The organism is Nitratireductor soli, from assembly GCF_001050155.1.
Lineage (GTDB): Bacteria > Pseudomonadota > Alphaproteobacteria > Rhizobiales > Rhizobiaceae > Nitratireductor > Nitratireductor soli.
In genome coordinates this window covers 164946-180334 of the sequence record NZ_LFVY01000001.1, presented here as the reverse complement: position 1 = coordinate 180334, position 15389 = coordinate 164946, and the positions used below count along the sequence as shown (strand labels likewise).

The window sequence follows — 15389 nt, the reverse complement described above, 5'->3', positions numbered from 1 at the left end:
AGCCGCCCCTGGCAAGCCGCCCCTGGCAAGCCGCCCCTGGGCGGCTTGTTTGTTTCCCGGCTCGACACCGTCACCTGCGCCGGCTCCATACCGGAACCAACCGGCCGGCATCGCGTTTATTCCAGACAGATTTCAAGCTGGAGTAACACAATGCTATACTGGGCTCTTATCTTCCTCGTTGTCGCGCTGGTTGCAGGCGCGCTTGGCTTTGGCGGCATTGCCGGCGCTTCCGCGGGCATTGCGCAGGTGTTGTTCTATATCTTCCTCGCCCTTCTGGCGATCTCCCTCATCATGGGGCTTATGCGCCGCAGCCGCTGATACCGGAAGCGGTCACCGAAACGGCAATCCGGGAACCGGCCATCAAAGATCCCGTTCCCCGAAACGAGAGACGATGAAAGGAGAAAGCCATGGAACACATCGCTGCCCTTCTTCTGATGGTCGGGTGCTCCGACAGCCTCGCTGAATGCCGTGAACTGCCCACGCCTGCGCCGGTGATCTACGAAACGCTCGAGGAATGTGAAGCCGACAAGCCGATGATGCTGCGCGAAATGGACGGCAATGCACCCCGGGTTATCGCCGCCTGTGTGGAAACGGATCCGGCGCTTGAGTATGAAGATGCGACGCTCGAATGGGATGTGACGCGCGACGGCAGGCTGGTTGCCGCGATCGAACCCGTTACGGGTTATGCGGTTGCCCTGCAGGCCGAGCGCAACCGTCAAACGCGCACCATCATCAAGTGAGCGCCGCCGGCACCTGCCGACGATGCAAAAGCCCCGGCCCGACCGGGGCTTTTCATTGACTGCCGGCTGATGCCGTCAGATCTCGCGAATGGCGTATCCGGCGCCGCGGATTGTGCGGATCACATCGGGCATGCGGCCCTGATTGACCGCCTTGCGCAGGCGCCCGACATGAACGTCGACGGTGCGTTCGTCGATGTAGATCGTCTCGCCCCAGACATTGTCGAGCAGCTGGCTGCGCGAGAAGACGCGACCGGGATGCTGCATCATGAACTCCAGAAGGCGAAACTCGGTCGGCCCGAGGCGGATTTCATTCTTGCGCCGATAGACGCGATGCGATTCACGATCGAGCACGATGTCGCCCACCGACAATACGGTGGACAGCACTTCCGGCTTGGCCCGCCGAAGCAGCGCCCGCACGCGGGCGACGAATTCCGGCGTCGAGAACGGCTTCACCAGATAGTCGTCGGCACCGGTCGACAGGCCGCGCACCCGGTCGCTTTCCTCGCCGCGCGCCGTCAGCATGATGATCGGCAGGCGCTCGGTTTCCGGCCGCATCCGCAGCCGCCGGCACAGTTCGATGCCGGACACTGCCGGTACCATCCAGTCAAGCACCAGAAGGTCGGGAACATTCTCCTGCAGCCTGACCTCGGCCTCGTCGCCGCGCGAGATCATCTCCACCTGATAGCCTTCGGCCTCCAGATTGTATTTCAGCAGGACGCACAGCGGCTCGTCGTCTTCAACGACCATGACCTTGGGAGCAATCATGGCAGCAATTCTCCTACGGCATTCATGCGGTCGCTCACGATTCGGCGTCGACCGTCATCTGCGTTTCATCGAGCTTCGGACGCTGCACCGGAAGCTGCGAACCGGTCATCACATAATAGGCATTTTCGGCGATGTTGGTCACATGATCGCCGATTCGCTCCAGATTCTTGGCGCAGAACAGGAGATGCGTGCAGGAGGTGATGTTGCGCGGGTCTTCCATCATGTAGGTCAGCAACTCGCGGAACACCGAGGTGTACTGGATATCGACCTTCTCGTCGTCGTCGCGCAGACGGATCAGCGCATCGGCGTTGCGCTGCACATACTGCTCGACCACCGCGTTCACCTGATGCAGCACCAGGCCGGCCATCGCGTCGATCGAATGGGCGAGTGAGCGCGGCGTCGCGCCCTGCTGGCCGACGGCACCGACGCGCTTGGCGATGTTCTTGGCCAGGTCGCCGATCCGCTCCAGGTCGGAGGCCATGCGGATGGCGCCGACGACGCTGCGCAGGTCCTGCGCCATTGGCTGACGCTTGGCGATCAGCGTGATGGCGCGCTCATCCAGTTCGCGCTGCTTGGCGTCCATGATCGCGTCGTCGGAGATGACGCGCTGCGCCAGCGCATTGTCGGATTCGAGCAGCGCATTGGTCGACGCCCGCGTCATCGCGCCCGACAGGTCGCCCATGTCGCGGATCAGCCGGTCGATATGCTCGAGTTCCTCGTCGAAGGAGCTGACGGTATGCTCGCCCATGATAGTGTTCCTCGTTGGTGGCGGCCGCAGGTCAGCCGAAGCGCCCGGTGATGTAGTCCTGCGTGCGCTTGTCGTCGGGATTGGTGAACATCTTGTCGGTCGGTCCCTCCTCGACGAGATTGCCCAGATGGAACATCGCCGTGCGCTGCGAGACGCGCGCCGCCTGCTGCATCGAATGGGTGACGATGACGATGGTGTAGTTCTCGCGCAATTCGTCGATCAGTTCCTCGACCTTCGCCGTGGCGATGGGGTCAAGTGCCGAGCACGGCTCGTCCATCAGGATGACTTCCGGCGAAACGGCGATGGCGCGGGCGATGCATAAGCGCTGTTGCTGGCCGCCCGAAAGCCCGGTCCCCGGCTCCTGCAGGCGATCCTTCACCTCGTTGAACAGGCCGGCCTTCTGCAGGCTGGTCTCGACCACCTCGTCGAACTCCGACTTCTTCGACGCCAGCCCGTGGATGCGCGGGCCGTAGGCGACGTTCTCGTAGATCGACTTGGGGAACGGGTTGGGCTTCTGGAACACCATGCCGACCCGCGCGCGCAGCTCCACCACGTCGATCCGCGGATCGTAGATGTCCTCTCCATCGAGCAAGATCGAGCCTCCGACACGGCAGATGTCGATCGTGTCGTTCATCCGGTTCAGGCACCGCAGGAAGGTGGATTTGCCGCAGCCCGATGGGCCGATCAGCGCCATCACCTGCCTTTCCGGCACTTCCAGATTGACGCCGAACAGGGCCTGCTTCTCGCCATAGTGAACGGTCACGTCCTTACCCGCCATCTTGCTGGCGGCCGGCTTCGACCCCGATTGCAGCGTCTCTTCCACGGCAGCGTCTGTAAGCATGTTCATGTCCCTCTACTCCCTTACCAGCGGCGCTCGAAGCGGCGACGCAGGAAGATGGCGCCCAGATTCATTATGATAAGAAAGACCAGCAGCACAATGATCGCGCCGGATGCCCGCTCGATGAAGGCCGGGTCGCCGCGCTGCGTCCAATTGTACACCTGAACCGGCAGGGCCGACGCCGGATCGAAGAAACCTCCCGGTGGCGCCGCGGGAAACTCGCGCACAAAGGCCACCATGCCGATGAGCAGCAGCGGGGCGGTCTCGCCGAGCGCCTGGGCAAGGCCGATGATCGCGCCGGTCAGAATGCCCGGTGCTGCAAGCGGCAGAACATGATGGAAGGTGGATTGCATCTTCGAGGCTCCCACACCCAGCGCCGCCTCACGAATGGAGGGCGGCACGGCTTTCAAGGCCGCTCGGGTCGCAATGATGATTGTCGGCAGTGTCATCAGCGTGAGGACAAGTCCGCCAACGATTGGCGCGGATTGCGGCAGTCCCACATAATTGATGAACACCGCCAGCCCGAGAATGCCGAACACGATCGACGGAACAGCCGCGAGATTCGCGATGTTGACCTCAATGATGTCGGTCAGCCTGTTCTGCGGCGCGAATTCCTCCAGATAAATCGAGGCGGCGACACCGATCGGCAGCGACAAGACCAGAACGATCAGCATCATGTAGATCGAGCCGAGGATGGCAACGCCGAGGCCCGCCGCCTCCGGCCGCGTGTCGGATGCGTCCGGCGCCGTGAAGAAGGACCAGTTGAACCGGGTCGTCAGCACGCCCGCCGCCTTCAGTTCATCGGCCAGCATCAGTTGTTCGGGCGAGACGTTGCGGTCGAGCTTCGCCGTCTCCATCGTGACCCGGCCCTTGTAGTACCCGTCGATGCGCCCGTCGGCGAGAAGCTCGAACTTGACCGTCTCCCCGATTCTGGAGGGATGGGCGAGCACAAAGTGCCTCAGCTCGGCCGGCGCCTCCTTCGATATGATCCCTTCCACATCCTTGCCGCCGAGACCGTCGACACTGATGCCCTTCTCTTCGATCAGCCCCTCCACCGCGGTCTTGATCAGCGGCTGGTATGTGAAGGTCGTGAGCTTGCGCAGCGCCTCCGGGTCGCGATCGCCTGCCTTGTCCAGCTTTGCGGGATCGAGATAGACATCGAGCGCGATATAGGTCTGTCGGAAGGACGAGACGCCGTTGGCGAGAATCGACCCGAGCAGACCGACCAGCACCAGGATGCCGAAGATGACCGCCGCCAGGCCGATTGCGCGGAAGCGGCTCTCCGCCATATGGCGCCGCCGCGTTCGCTCGCCGCGCAGGAAGAGCGAACGGCTTTGCGAGCCACCGACGGCAGGCATTGCTGTCAGGTCGGTCATTCATACTGCTCCCGGTATTTGCGCACGATATAGAGCGCAAGGATATTGAGGCCGAGCGTGAAGACGAAAAGCGTCAGGCCGAGCGCGAACGCGACCAGCGTCTCGGGACTTGCGAACTCGGTATCGCCGGTCAACTGACTGACGATCTTGACCGTCACCGTGGTCATGGCTTCCAGGGGATTGAGCCCGAGGCGAGCGGCCGCCCCTGCCCCCATGACGACGATCATGGTCTCGCCGATGGCGCGGCTTGCGGCGAGCAGGATCGCGCCGACGATCCCCGGAAGGGCGGCCGGCATGATCACCCTCATGATGGTCTCCGACTGCGTGGCGCCGAGACCGTAGGAGCCGTCGCGCATCGCTTGCGGCACCGCATTGATGACGTCGTCGGACAACGAAGAGACGAATGGAATCAGCATGATTCCCATGACGAGCCCAGCGGTCAGGACGGATGATGACGAGCTCCCCAATCCGAGAGGCTGCGCAATCCAGTCCCGCAGGAAAGGCCCGACGGTTATGAGGGCGAAGAGACCGTACACGATGGTCGGAATGCCGGCGAGGATCTCGATGGCGGGTTTGGCGAAGCTGCGCAGCGCCTTGCCTGAATATTCGGCCAGATAGACCGCGATCATCAGGCCGATTGGCACGGCCAGCAGCAAGGCAACGAGGGAAACGTAGAACGTGCCCCACAGCAGAGGAAGAATGCCAAGGTCGGAACCGCCGCGAAACTGGGGATTCCACACCGTCGAAAAGAAGAAATCCCTGGCCGGATAGAGCCGAAAGAAGTGGATCGTTTCAAACAGCAGCGAAGCGACGATTCCGAACGTGGTCAGGATCGCGACCAGCGATGACCCGATCAACAGGGAGCGAATGAACGTTTCGCTGACATTGCGGGCGCGCAGCGTCGGCCGGATCCGGCGCAATGCCAGGAAGCCGAAGCCCAGGGCCGTGGCCAGGACAGCGGCGTTTCTCAAGAGCGAACTCGTATTGGCGATGCCGCGATAGGACTCAGCGGCATCGAACACAGCCGGCGCGACGTCCGAGCCGAGCGCGACGCCAACTTCTGCGAGGCGGCCGCGTACACTGGTGAAGTCCGCGCGCATCGACGACAGATCGTCCTCACCGAAGCTGCCCGCTTCGACGAGACGGTCCAGACCGCCGGCAATGCGGCGGACATCGGCCATAACAAGGCTCCGCGCACCGCCCTCGGGGATCACGCTGTCGGGTATCTGCGAACTGATCTGGTTTTCGATGAGGAGCGGTTGCAGAAACAGCCACGCCCCCATCAGCAACAAGGCCGGAACGGCTGTAAACAGCGCGACGGCCTGGCCGTAATGGCCGGGCAGAGAGTGAAGGCGCACACCATCCCGCTTGGCCACAGCCAACGCGCGGCGCCGGCCGAGGATGTAGCCGGCCATGGTGAGCACCAGCACGATGATTGTGAGTATGCCTGGGGTCATATGCCTGCGTCCGCCCTGATGGAAAATGAGGCGGTGCCCGTCGGCACCGCCTCCACCTCATGCGAAGATCAGTTCAGCGCGCCCATCGGGACACGATTCTTGATCATCTCCTGGGTCTTGGCGAGCTCCGGGTCGGAGACGAGGCCATAGGCAGCCAGCGGACCGTCGGGACCGGCGATCTCATCGGAGACGAAGAACTCGATATACTCCTGCATGCCTGGAATCACGTCCAGATGCGCGTTCTTCACATAGAAGAAGAGCGGGCGGGAAACCGGATACTCGCCGGATGCGATCGTCTCGACGGACGGAACGATGCCGCCCATGGTGCCGACGCGCAGCTTGTCGGTGTTGTTCTGGTAGAACGACAGGCCGAAAACGCCGATGCCGTTCTTGTTGGCGTCGACACGGGCCAGCGTCTCGGTATAGTCGCCGTCGATATCGATCGATACGCCGTCGGTGCGGAGCGCCATGCATTCCTTCTCTTCGAGGCCGGCTGCCTTGAGAGCTTCGGCGGTGCCGTTTTCCTCGCAGCCGTCGATGATCACCTTCTCATCGAACACTTCGCGCGTTCCGTGCTTCGTGCCTGGGATGAAGGCCAGAATGTTCTGGTCCGGCAGGTCGGCGCGAATCTCGCTCCACTTTTTGTAGGGGTTGGCGACCAACGCGCCGTCCTTCAGCACTTTGGCGGCAAGCGCGTTGTGCCAGTCGGCCGGCGTGAAGGCGTATTCTGGGCCATTGATGTCCGACGCGAAAACAATGCCGTCATAACCGATGCGGACTTCCTGGATTTCCTTGACGCCGTTCTGTGCGCACAGATCGATATCCGACTGTTTGATGCGCGAGGACGAGTTGGCGATGTCGATCGTGTTCTCGCCAACGCCTTCGCAAAGCTTCTTGCGGCCCGCGCCCGACCCGCCGGATTCGACCACCGGCGTCGGATACTCGGTGTTTTCGCCAAAGGCCTCGGCGACGATCGCGGCATAGGGAAGAACGGTGGACGACCCGGCGATCTGGATCTGGTCGCGGGCGACGGCCAAGCTGACCGTACCGGCGAGGGCGATCGATGCCGCCGAAGCGGTGAGAACGAGTTTGTTCATTGGAGATGGCTCCCTGTTCGGAATTCGATTGAACGCCAAGTCAGGCGTCGGGGAGCGGCATAACAACTCTCTGTAACAGTTCCGTGACGGTTTCATGTCGCTCCGGTTAAGAAGCCGTTCAGCCTGTCACATTCCAATTCGGGGCGGTGCCGAGCAGACAATCGGTTCGAGAAAACGACCTATGATCCGGATGTGCACTCGACGAACGTCGGCCAAAAAAGCCGGACGGGGGAACATCATCAGAGATGATAAAATTGCACCGGCTGGGCGTAAACCCGGAATAGGTCCTGTTGGGGCTCGTTTGGACCCCCCATGGCCAGTGAATCTCCGCCCGTCCGGAAATCTTGATGAGGCCGAATAACAGATCATCAATGTACAACTCTAATAAGAAATATATATGTCATACATGGTGCGATCGCACCATGTATTGTGGAACGGAATCTGAAAGTTTTAAAAAAATCATTTAAATACAGCTAGTTAAACGATTCGACCCGGTTGGATTTCGGCGCCTCTACACCCCCTGGTTTTATCCATGGGTTGATCTTGTCGAGCAAGAGCCGGGGGCTGATGGGCTTCGAGACATAGTCGTCCATCCCCGCCTCGATGCAACGCTCGCGATCCCCTTTCAGCGCATGCGCCGTAACGCCGATGATCGGCACGCGGCGCTGTTGCCCCTCCTCCGCGCGGCGAATCTCGGCCGTTGCCTCAAGGCCGTTCATCTCCGGCATCGACACGTCCATCAGGATCAATCGCGGCTTGACCCGCCTGTGCGCGGCGACAGCGAGCTTGCCGTTTTCAACGATCTCGAACCGAAGCCCGGATTCGGCCAGTATCTGCCGGAAGACGAGCTGATTGACCTCGTTGTCCTCGGCGACGAGGACATCAATGCCGTGTGCCGTCAGGGGATTGCCGCCGCCGTCCATGCCATCCCTGGCTGCGGCCGGTTCCTGCTCCGCAGCGGCAGCCGGGGCGGCCAGCAGCGTCGCGTCCTCTGCTTCCGCCTCCGTTTCCGTCGTGATGCCGCCGCGACGTCCTTGAACGGCTGTAACGATCGCCTCGAGCAGCGCCGCGGAGCGGGTCGGCTTGATCAGTTGCGCGGCGATCGCCGGGGATTTTGGCCCGAGGCTTGCCAGGGACTGGTCGACCGACGTCAGAAGCACCACCGGAATGCCGGCCAGCGCCGGCTGCAGCTGCATCGCCTGCACCATGTCCATGCCGTTCATGATCGGCATCTGGTAATCGACCACCAGGCAATCGACGGGCGCGTTGAGATCCGCCGCCGCCTGCAGCACCTTCAGCCCCTCCGGAACATCGCGCGCCGCGCAGGCATCGAACCCCCAATGCGCCATCTGCTCGTTGAGGATCATCCGGTTGACGGCATTGTCGTCGACGACCAGCACACGGGCGCCCGAGACGTCGCGCGGGGCGAGCGGCTGGCGCTCGACCGCCTCCGCGGCAGGAAGAGCCGCGGTGAACCAGAAGGTCGAGCCACTGCCCTCGACACTTTCGACGCCGATGCGGCCGCCCATCAGGTCGACCAGCCGGGAGGTGATGGCGAGCCCCAGCCCGGTGCCTTCGTGGCGCCGCGTCGAGGAGGCGTCCACCTGGCTGAACTTGTCGAACACATGGCCGAGCTTGTGCTTGGGAATGCCGATGCCCGTATCGGTGACGCTGAACTGCAGCGTCTGCACGCCGTCATCGGCCTCCTCGCCGCTGACATTGACGAGGACGTGGCCCCTTTCGGTGAACTTGACGGCGTTGCCCACGAGATTGGTCAGGATCTGGCGGATACGGCCGGCATCGCCGATCACCGCCCCGGTGATACCGGGGTCCACCCGGACAATCAGCTCCAGGTCCTTCTCCTTGGCGCGTGACGACATCAAGGTTGCCACGTCCTCGATCGCTTCGGCGAGATGGAACGGCTCGGCGTCGAGCACGATATGCCCCGCGTCGATCTTCGAGAAATCGAGGATGTCGTTGATGATCGTCAGCAGCGCGTTGCCCGATTTCAGGATGATGTCGGCGAAGGTCTTCTGCTTCGGCGCCAGCTCCGTCTTGGTCAGGAGTTCGGCCATGCCCAGCACGCCGTTCATCGGCGTGCGGATCTCATGGCTCATATTGGCCAGGAATTCCGATTTCGCCCGGTCGGCGAGGACGGCGGTTTCGCGCGCCGCGCGCAACTCCTGCTCGCGCTCCTTCAACTCGGAGATGTCGACCCGCACGCCGATGAACGTGCCTTCCTCGGTACGCGTATCGATGGCCTTGAACCAGCGCCCGTCCGGATTGCACCGCTCGAACACGCGCTGCTTGATCCGGTAGGTCTGCAGATAGGCATCGGCCCAGGCCTGCCGATCGCGATCGTAGAGCGCGTCGATCTCCGGAAAACCGCTTTCGCGGAAATAACCGGCCTCATGCGCCGCCTCGATGGTCTCGCGCAGCGAGCAGCCGGGCTTCATGGTATGCACCAGGTCAGGAAGCGACGCCTGCATCTTGCGATTGGCGAGCACGTAGCGGTCGTCACGATCGTAGATGACCACGCCGGCCGGCAAGGATTCGAGCACTTCGGTGAGGCGCTTTCGCGCCGCCTCCGCGTCGTTCTCGCGTTGCCTCATCTCGGTGATGTCGAAGATCGTGCCGACGACATATTTCCTGCCGCCACCAGCCTCGACACGATGTTTGCGCACGACGCGGTAGCGGCCGACGCCCGGACGAACGCAATCCTCCTCGATCTCGTCGTCGATGCCTGTCTCCAGCACCTGCCGGTCGCTTGCCTCCAGCCTGACGGCGGTCGGTGCCGCGACGAACTCCGCCGCCGATCTGCCCAGCAGATCCTCCGCCTCGACACCCAGCATCCTGGCAAACGCCTGGTTGACCAGCACGAAGCGCAGCGCGGGATCCTTGGCAAAAACCGGGTTCGGCAACGCGTCGATCATCGCTTCGACGAGTTTTGCCTTTTCCAGCGCCGCAGCCATGGGGCGTTCGAGCACCCGCATCAGCGGCGTGACGTTGCTGCCAAGGCCGCGATAGCCGACGAACAACCCTTCATCATCGAAACGGGGGGTGCCGGAGATGGAAACGAAGCGGCACGCCGCGTCCGCCTCGGTGATTTCGTGAATGAAATGCTGGAATGGCCGGCGTTCCGCCAGCAGGCGTTCATACGCGGCAACATCCGCCGCTCCATGCGGTCCGGTTTTCGTCGGAACGACGCGCGATTGGCCGATCAACCGGTTCCGATCAAGGCCCGTTTGCTGCTCGAAACCCTCCGACACCCAGCTCAGCCTGTGGCTTTCGTCGCTCTCCCATAGCCAGTCGGCGGCGGATCGAACCAGTCCGGCCAACGCGTCTTTGGAGAGATCCCGCCCAAAGCAAGCGCCCGGTACGGTCTCGATATGGTCGTCTGTCGAAGGGCGCACCGCCAGCCTTCCCGCGATAATGGGCCGCGCGCGCAGTGTGCGGATCAAGACTTAACGATTGGCTAACCAAGACGCATCTTCCCGCCAAGGCGCAACAATGGCTGATATGGCTGATGCTGAAGCCGGGAAGATGAATGGCACTCCCAAGGGGAATCGAACCCCTGTTTCCGCCGTGAGAGGGCGGCGTCCTAGACCGCTAGACGATGGGAGCGCATCAAGAGCCGCGATATAATCGGCTTCGCGGGCAATTGCAACAGCTCGTTTCAGCCAAAGCCCCGCGCGGGCTGCAGAAGATCCCAGCGGTTTCCGTACAGGTCCGTGAACACCGCCACGATGCCGTAATCCTCATGGCGCGGCTCTTCCAGGAAGGAAACGCCGGCGGCCCGCATGGCGTGATAATCGCGCTGGAAATCATCCGTGTGCAGGAACAGGAAGACCCGCCCGCCGGCCTGGTTGCCGATGCTGGCCGCCTGCGCCGGACCGGCGGCGCGGGCGAGAAGCAGCCCGCCGCTGTTCCTTCCGCCAGGCGGCGCCATCACCAGCCAGCGCTTGTCGTCGCCGAGCGCCGTATCCTCGACGACGTGGAAGCCGAGCCGGTCGCGATACCACGCCAGCGCCTCATCATAGTCGGCGACGACGAGCGTGGTCAGGGCAATGCGCTGCATTGCCATGGTCACTGCCCGAGCGTGACGCGCGCCTGCAATTGACCGCTGCGCAGATCGTAGACACGCAATTCCTCGGCCCCGTCGGCCAGGCGCAGCTGCAGCGAAACGCGCATGCCGTCGAGCGCCTGCGAGACGATCCGCGCGCCTGCCGGCAGCGTGATCGCGCCATCCAGCACCTCGCCCGGCAGGAGCATCGTCTCCTCGGCCGTCTCCGTCGGTTGCACGGATTTGTAGACAAAGGCCAACACCACAGCCATAACCGCGGCGAACAATATGGCCAGGTTGATGCCCATGAAGCGGACAAGCTTGCGGCGCACCTTCTCGGCAGCGGGATCCAGCGCGTCCTGTTGATCGTTTTCCTGCTGCACTGGCCTGGCCATGATTCACCGTTTTTTGAAAGCATCCCCGATGGGCGACCCTGATAGCGAAGACATCGATCGATTGGAAGACCTGGATCGATTGGAAGACCCGGACCTGCCGGAAGAGATGGGCGCAACGAAAGAGCTGACCGTTGCGGCGGACGGCCAGGGCACGCGCCTTGACTTGTGGCTTTCCGAACAGTTGGGCGAAGCGGTCTCGCGCAGCCGGGTGCAGGCGCTCATCCGCGCCGGCGCCGTCACCACCGGCGACACGGCCGTCACCGAGCCGAAGCAGCGCGTCACGGCCGGCGAGCGCTATGCGCTGATCGTGCCGGAAGCCCAGCCCGCCGAGCCGCTGCCCGAAGACCTGCCGCTCGACATACTCTATGAAGACGCCGCGCTGGTCGTCGTCAACAAGCCGGCCGGCCTGGTGGTCCACCCGGCGCCGGGCAACTGGTCGGGAACGCTTGTCAACGCGCTGTTGTATCATTGCGGTGAAACGCTGGCCGGCATTGGCGGCGTGCGCCGGCCGGGCATCGTCCACCGCCTCGACCGCGACACGAGCGGCGTCATGGTCGTCGCCAAGACCGACCTGGCGCACCGCGCCCTGTCGGATGCCTTTGCCGACCACGGCCGCAGCGGCGACCTGGAGCGCGCCTATGTGGCGCTGGTCTGGGACGCGCCCGACCGCTGGGCGGGCACCATCGACGCGCCGCTCGGCCGCGATCCGCGCAGCCGCACCCTGCGCGCCGTCGTGCCGGAGGGCCGAGCCGATGCCCGGCATGCCGTCACCCACTACCAGGTCCGCAAACGCTATGGCTCCGACGGCAAGGGCGGCGCGCTGGCGGCGCTGGTCGAGTGCCGGCTCGAAACGGGGCGCACGCACCAGATCCGCGTCCACATGGCGCATATCGGCCACCCGCTGATCGGCGACCTGGATTACGGCCGCGCCTTCCGCACCAAGGTCAACCGGCTTCCCGAGACGGTGCGCCCCACAGTCGCCGCTTTTGGCCGCCAGGCTCTGCATGCCCGCCTGCTGGCATTTCGCCATCCGGTGAGCGACGAACTGATGCGTTTCGAGGCGCCGCCGCCCGCCGACATGACGGCATTGACAGAGGCTCTTGATATTTTATAATGATCGGTACAGTAATATCGTTCACAGCCTGGTGACACATTGTTGACTCCAGGCTGAAGCTTTAACCGTCGGAAAAAGTTCCTATATGGGATATGGTGCGGTGCGTCAAAAACTCGGCCGCGCTGTTTCTCATCCATGCAAACGCCGTTTTTCAAGGCGTCCCCGCATGAGGGCATATCCGGCAAAGGAGGGTGCTTCATGGCCCAAACATTACCCAGCGTCGCCTCTGGCGAAGGCGGTCTGACCCGCTATCTGGAGGAAATCCGCCGCTTCCCGATGCTGCAGCCCGAGGAAGAATACATGCTCGCCAAGCGCTATTCCGAGCATGACGACACGCAGGCTGCCCACCGGCTCGTCACCAGCCATCTGCGCCTCGTGGCGAAGATCGCCATGGGCTATCGCGGCTATGGCCTGCCGATCGGCGAAGTGATCTCCGAAGGCAATGTCGGCCTGATGCAGGCCGTCAAGAAGTTCGAGCCCGAGCGCGGTTTCCGCCTCGCCACCTACGCCATGTGGTGGATCAAGGCGTCGATCCAGGAATACATTCTGCGTTCGTGGAGCCTCGTCAAGATGGGCACCACGGCCAACCAGAAGCGGCTGTTCTTCAACCTGCGCAAGGTCAAGAGCAAGATCCAGGCGCTCGATGACGGCGACCTGAAGCCGGAACAGGTGGCGGAGATCGCCACCCGGCTGAATGTCAGCGAGGAAGAGGTCGTCTCGATGAACCGCCGCCTTTCCGGCGACGCTTCCTTGAACGCGCCGATCCGCGCCACCGAGGGCGAATCCGGCGAGTGGCAGGATTGGCTGGTCGACCAGAGCGAGAGCCAGGAAGACGTTCTGGTCGAGCAGGACGAACTGGAGACCCGCCGCCGCATGTTGGGCGACGCCATGACCGTGCTCAACGACCGCGAGAAGCGCATCTTCCAGGCGCGCCGCCTGTCGGAAGACCCGTTGACGCTGGAGGAATTGTCGAGCGAGTTCGACATCAGCCGCGAGCGTGTGCGGCAGATCGAGGTGCGCGCCTTCGAGAAGGTCCAGGAGGCCGTGCAGAACTCGGCCCGCGAGCAGGCGATCGCCGCCCGCGCCCAGGCTGCCGAAGCGCATCGCCACGCCGGCGCCTGACGCATCGACCTGATATCGATCAGGCTGGCCAATGCAGAAATCGAAAAACCCGCCGGAGAGCCTCTCCGGCGGGTTTTTGCTGGATCATGGTCTGGAATCTTTTACCGCAGGCCGAACCGTCCCGACGTTTCAGCCGCTCGAGCTGTTCTGCCAGGCGTTCAGCACGTCGGTGAAGATCTTGTCGCCGGGAATGCCCCGCTCGATGGTGATCAGGGCGCGCCGGCCCGATTTGTAGACCACGGGAATGTCGATCCAGCTCTGGCGCCGGAGCAGCAGCGTGTTGGTTTCGATATCCGCCTTGCTGTCGCTGAGCGCCACCAGGAAGAAGCCGTCGGCGATCTTGGCCGGGATGCCAAGCAGCGGACTGCCCGTATCCTGTTCCGAACGCTTCATCGACACGCGCAGCACATTATCGACACCCCCGCCATCGAAATCGTCCGGTGTCAGGAAGATGATCTCGGCGATATGGCTGGCCGGCAGCGATTCATCCGCGTTGCGGCGGATGGTCATTTTCAGCTGCAGGTTCTTGGCCGGGATGGTCGCCTCGGCGCGAATTGCCGGCTCGGGCGGCAGGTCGTTGCCCGGCGATTCCTGCACCACCGACCAGACCACGGCGCCCGGATCGGCCGACCCCTGCGAGACGTTGGTGCGCTCTTCATAGAAGATCGCCTTCTGCCCAACCGGCAAGGACTGCTGCTGGGCGCTGGCATTCGTGCCGTTCGAGGAGCCGGCGTTGGCCGGCGGTGTCGTCGCGCCCGGAGAAGCTTCGCCGGAGCCGGGCGCCGTCGCCTGCGCGACGGATGTTCCCTCGCCCAGGCCAGGCGAGCCGCCTGCCGGTCCTTCGTCGATTTCCTGTCCGTCGGGGGTGAGCCGCTGGGTGAATTTGGACGGCCGCTGCGTCGCCGGCGGCTGCTCGGCGTCACCATCATCGCTGGACGCGTTCTGCGCCGGCGCCCCATCGGTGCTCGTGTTCGCCTGCCGGTCGGTCTCGGGGGTCGCCGCCGCCGAATCCGTCTCAGTCTGCGGCGCGTTCTCGAAATTGGCCAGGCGGGAAAGGTCGTCGCGATAGAGCCAGGCCCCGGCGGCAACCGCTGCCAGGACGAGCAGAACAATGCCCGCTGCAAGACCCGACGATCCCTTGCGCCGTGGCCGGGAAGAGCCGGCCAGCGGTGCGTTCACCCGCGCCTCGCGCCCGCTGAATGCCTCGTCCTCCGGCACGCCGTCATCGTCGGCGGGCGCCGGGGAGGCGGGCGCCGGGGCATCGCCCTTTTCCTCGATTGCCGGCTCCTCGGGCGCAGGCGGCGCGAGTGACGGCGCCACGGGCGCTGCGGCTGCGGCCGGCTCGTAGGAGCTTGCGGCAGGCGGCGGCGGAACCGGCACGGCCGGCCGGATCGGGTCGACATCGAGTTCGGCGAAGACATGCTCCAGCTCGTCCTCATCGACCGTGTCGATGGGCTCCGGTTCGGCATAGCCGGCTTCGACGGAGGCGATCGCATCGTCAAGGAGCTTGCGCTGGCGCTCGACGACCGCCGCCGGCGGCGGCGGCGTGATTGCCGCCAGCTTGGCTTCGATCGTCGTCCGTGCCTTCTGATAAATCTTCTCGCGCGCCGCCGGGGAGTTGTCCGCCAGCGCGTCGATCGTTTTTTTCAGAACCGCAGAAAAATCCGCCATGCC

General features: G+C 63.6%; 14 protein-coding genes and 1 tRNA gene. 4 read left to right on the top strand and 11 right to left on the bottom strand.

Annotated elements, in window-relative coordinates:
• The first annotated feature begins 150 nt into the window (after positions 1-150).
• On the top strand, positions 151-318 hold the full coding sequence (locus AB843_RS24690; protein WP_048644885.1) for a DUF1328 domain-containing protein: 168 nt from the start codon (positions 151-153) through the stop codon (positions 316-318).
• 89 nt (positions 319-407) lie between these two features.
• Positions 408-740, top strand: coding sequence for a hypothetical protein (locus AB843_RS00850; RefSeq protein WP_048644884.1), 333 nt, complete (start codon positions 408-410; stop codon positions 738-740).
• A 75-nt stretch (positions 741-815) separates the two neighbouring features.
• Here the strand turns inward: AB843_RS00850 and phoB are convergent, their stop codons facing one another.
• From phoB to AB843_RS00800, 10 genes are all read right to left on the bottom strand, one after another.
• Complete coding sequence (gene phoB / locus AB843_RS00845) at positions 816-1502, bottom strand: phosphate regulon transcriptional regulator PhoB (protein ID WP_206412767.1); 687 nt, start codon at positions 1500-1502, stop codon at positions 816-818.
• A 37-nt stretch (positions 1503-1539) separates the two neighbouring features.
• On the bottom strand, positions 1540-2253 hold the full coding sequence (phoU, locus tag AB843_RS00840; RefSeq protein WP_048644882.1) for a phosphate signaling complex protein PhoU: 714 nt from the start codon (positions 2251-2253) through the stop codon (positions 1540-1542).
• 31 nt (positions 2254-2284) lie between these two features.
• A complete protein-coding gene (pstB, locus tag AB843_RS00835; RefSeq protein WP_048644881.1) occupies positions 2285-3100 on the bottom strand; it encodes a phosphate ABC transporter ATP-binding protein PstB in 816 nt (271 codons plus the stop codon).
• 14 nt (positions 3101-3114) lie between these two features.
• Positions 3115-4467, bottom strand: a complete 1353-nt coding sequence (gene pstA / locus AB843_RS00830) for a phosphate ABC transporter permease PstA (RefSeq protein ID WP_048644880.1) — start codon at positions 4465-4467, stop codon at positions 3115-3117.
• Positions 4464-5924, bottom strand: coding sequence for a phosphate ABC transporter permease subunit PstC (gene pstC / locus AB843_RS00825; RefSeq protein ID WP_048644879.1), 1461 nt, complete (start codon positions 5922-5924; stop codon positions 4464-4466). Before pstC ends, pstA begins: the two co-directional genes overlap by 4 nt.
• 68 nt (positions 5925-5992) lie before the next feature.
• Complete coding sequence (locus tag AB843_RS00820; protein WP_048644878.1) at positions 5993-7021, bottom strand: substrate-binding domain-containing protein; 1029 nt, start codon at positions 7019-7021, stop codon at positions 5993-5995.
• A 473-nt stretch (positions 7022-7494) separates the two neighbouring features.
• Positions 7495-10434: a PAS domain-containing hybrid sensor histidine kinase/response regulator gene (locus tag AB843_RS00815; protein WP_244467861.1), complete on the bottom strand. Its 2940-nt coding sequence runs from the start codon at positions 10432-10434 to the stop codon at positions 7495-7497.
• A 135-nt stretch (positions 10435-10569) separates the two neighbouring features.
• Positions 10570-10645 (bottom strand) — tRNA-Glu (locus AB843_RS00810).
• 52 nt (positions 10646-10697) lie between these two features.
• Positions 10698-11105 carry a VOC family protein gene (locus AB843_RS00805; RefSeq protein WP_206412759.1) on the bottom strand — a complete coding sequence of 136 codons (408 nt, stop codon included), beginning with the start codon at positions 11103-11105 and terminating at the stop codon, positions 10698-10700.
• 2 nt (positions 11106-11107) lie between these two features.
• Positions 11108-11479 (bottom strand): hypothetical protein, encoded by a 372-nt coding sequence (locus tag AB843_RS00800; protein ID WP_048644877.1) that lies wholly within the window; start codon positions 11477-11479, stop codon positions 11108-11110.
• A 28-nt stretch (positions 11480-11507) separates the two neighbouring features.
• On the opposite strand from AB843_RS00800, the gene AB843_RS00795 reads away from it, so the two are divergent.
• On the top strand, positions 11508-12593 hold the full coding sequence (locus tag AB843_RS00795) for an RluA family pseudouridine synthase (protein WP_082143584.1): 1086 nt from the start codon (positions 11508-11510) through the stop codon (positions 12591-12593).
• A gap of 198 nt (positions 12594-12791) precedes the next feature.
• Positions 12792-13715: an RNA polymerase sigma factor RpoH gene (gene rpoH, locus AB843_RS00790; RefSeq protein WP_048645175.1), complete on the top strand. Its 924-nt coding sequence runs from the start codon at positions 12792-12794 to the stop codon at positions 13713-13715.
• A gap of 129 nt (positions 13716-13844) precedes the next feature.
• Here rpoH and AB843_RS00785 read toward each other — a convergent pair whose 3' ends face one another.
• A complete protein-coding gene (locus AB843_RS00785; RefSeq protein WP_048644876.1) occupies positions 13845-15386 on the bottom strand; it encodes a hypothetical protein in 1542 nt (513 codons plus the stop codon).
• Between the last annotated feature and the right edge of the window lie 3 nt (positions 15387-15389).

Coding starts and splice junctions, on each gene's coding strand:
- AB843_RS24690 (WP_048644885.1), top strand. CDS start 151: ATGCTATACTGGGCTCTTATCTTCCTCGTTGTCGCGCTGGTTGCAGGC.
- AB843_RS00800 (WP_048644877.1), bottom strand. CDS start 11,479: ATGGCCAGGCCAGTGCAGCAGGAAAACGATCAACAGGACGCGCTGGAT.
- AB843_RS00850 (WP_048644884.1), top strand. CDS start 408: ATGGAACACATCGCTGCCCTTCTTCTGATGGTCGGGTGCTCCGACAGC.
- AB843_RS00785 (WP_048644876.1), bottom strand. CDS start 15,386: ATGGCGGATTTTTCTGCGGTTCTGAAAAAAACGATCGACGCGCTGGCG.
- rpoH (WP_048645175.1), top strand. CDS start 12,792: ATGGCCCAAACATTACCCAGCGTCGCCTCTGGCGAAGGCGGTCTGACC.
- pstA (WP_048644880.1), bottom strand. CDS start 4,467: ATGACCGACCTGACAGCAATGCCTGCCGTCGGTGGCTCGCAAAGCCGT.
- pstB (WP_048644881.1), bottom strand. CDS start 3,100: ATGAACATGCTTACAGACGCTGCCGTGGAAGAGACGCTGCAATCGGGG.
- pstC (WP_048644879.1), bottom strand. CDS start 5,924: ATGACCCCAGGCATACTCACAATCATCGTGCTGGTGCTCACCATGGCC.
- AB843_RS00820 (WP_048644878.1), bottom strand. CDS start 7,021: ATGAACAAACTCGTTCTCACCGCTTCGGCGGCATCGATCGCCCTCGCC.
- AB843_RS00805 (WP_206412759.1), bottom strand. CDS start 11,105: ATGGCAATGCAGCGCATTGCCCTGACCACGCTCGTCGTCGCCGACTAT.
- phoU (WP_048644882.1), bottom strand. CDS start 2,253: ATGGGCGAGCATACCGTCAGCTCCTTCGACGAGGAACTCGAGCATATC.
- AB843_RS00795 (WP_082143584.1), top strand. CDS start 11,508: ATGGGCGACCCTGATAGCGAAGACATCGATCGATTGGAAGACCTGGAT.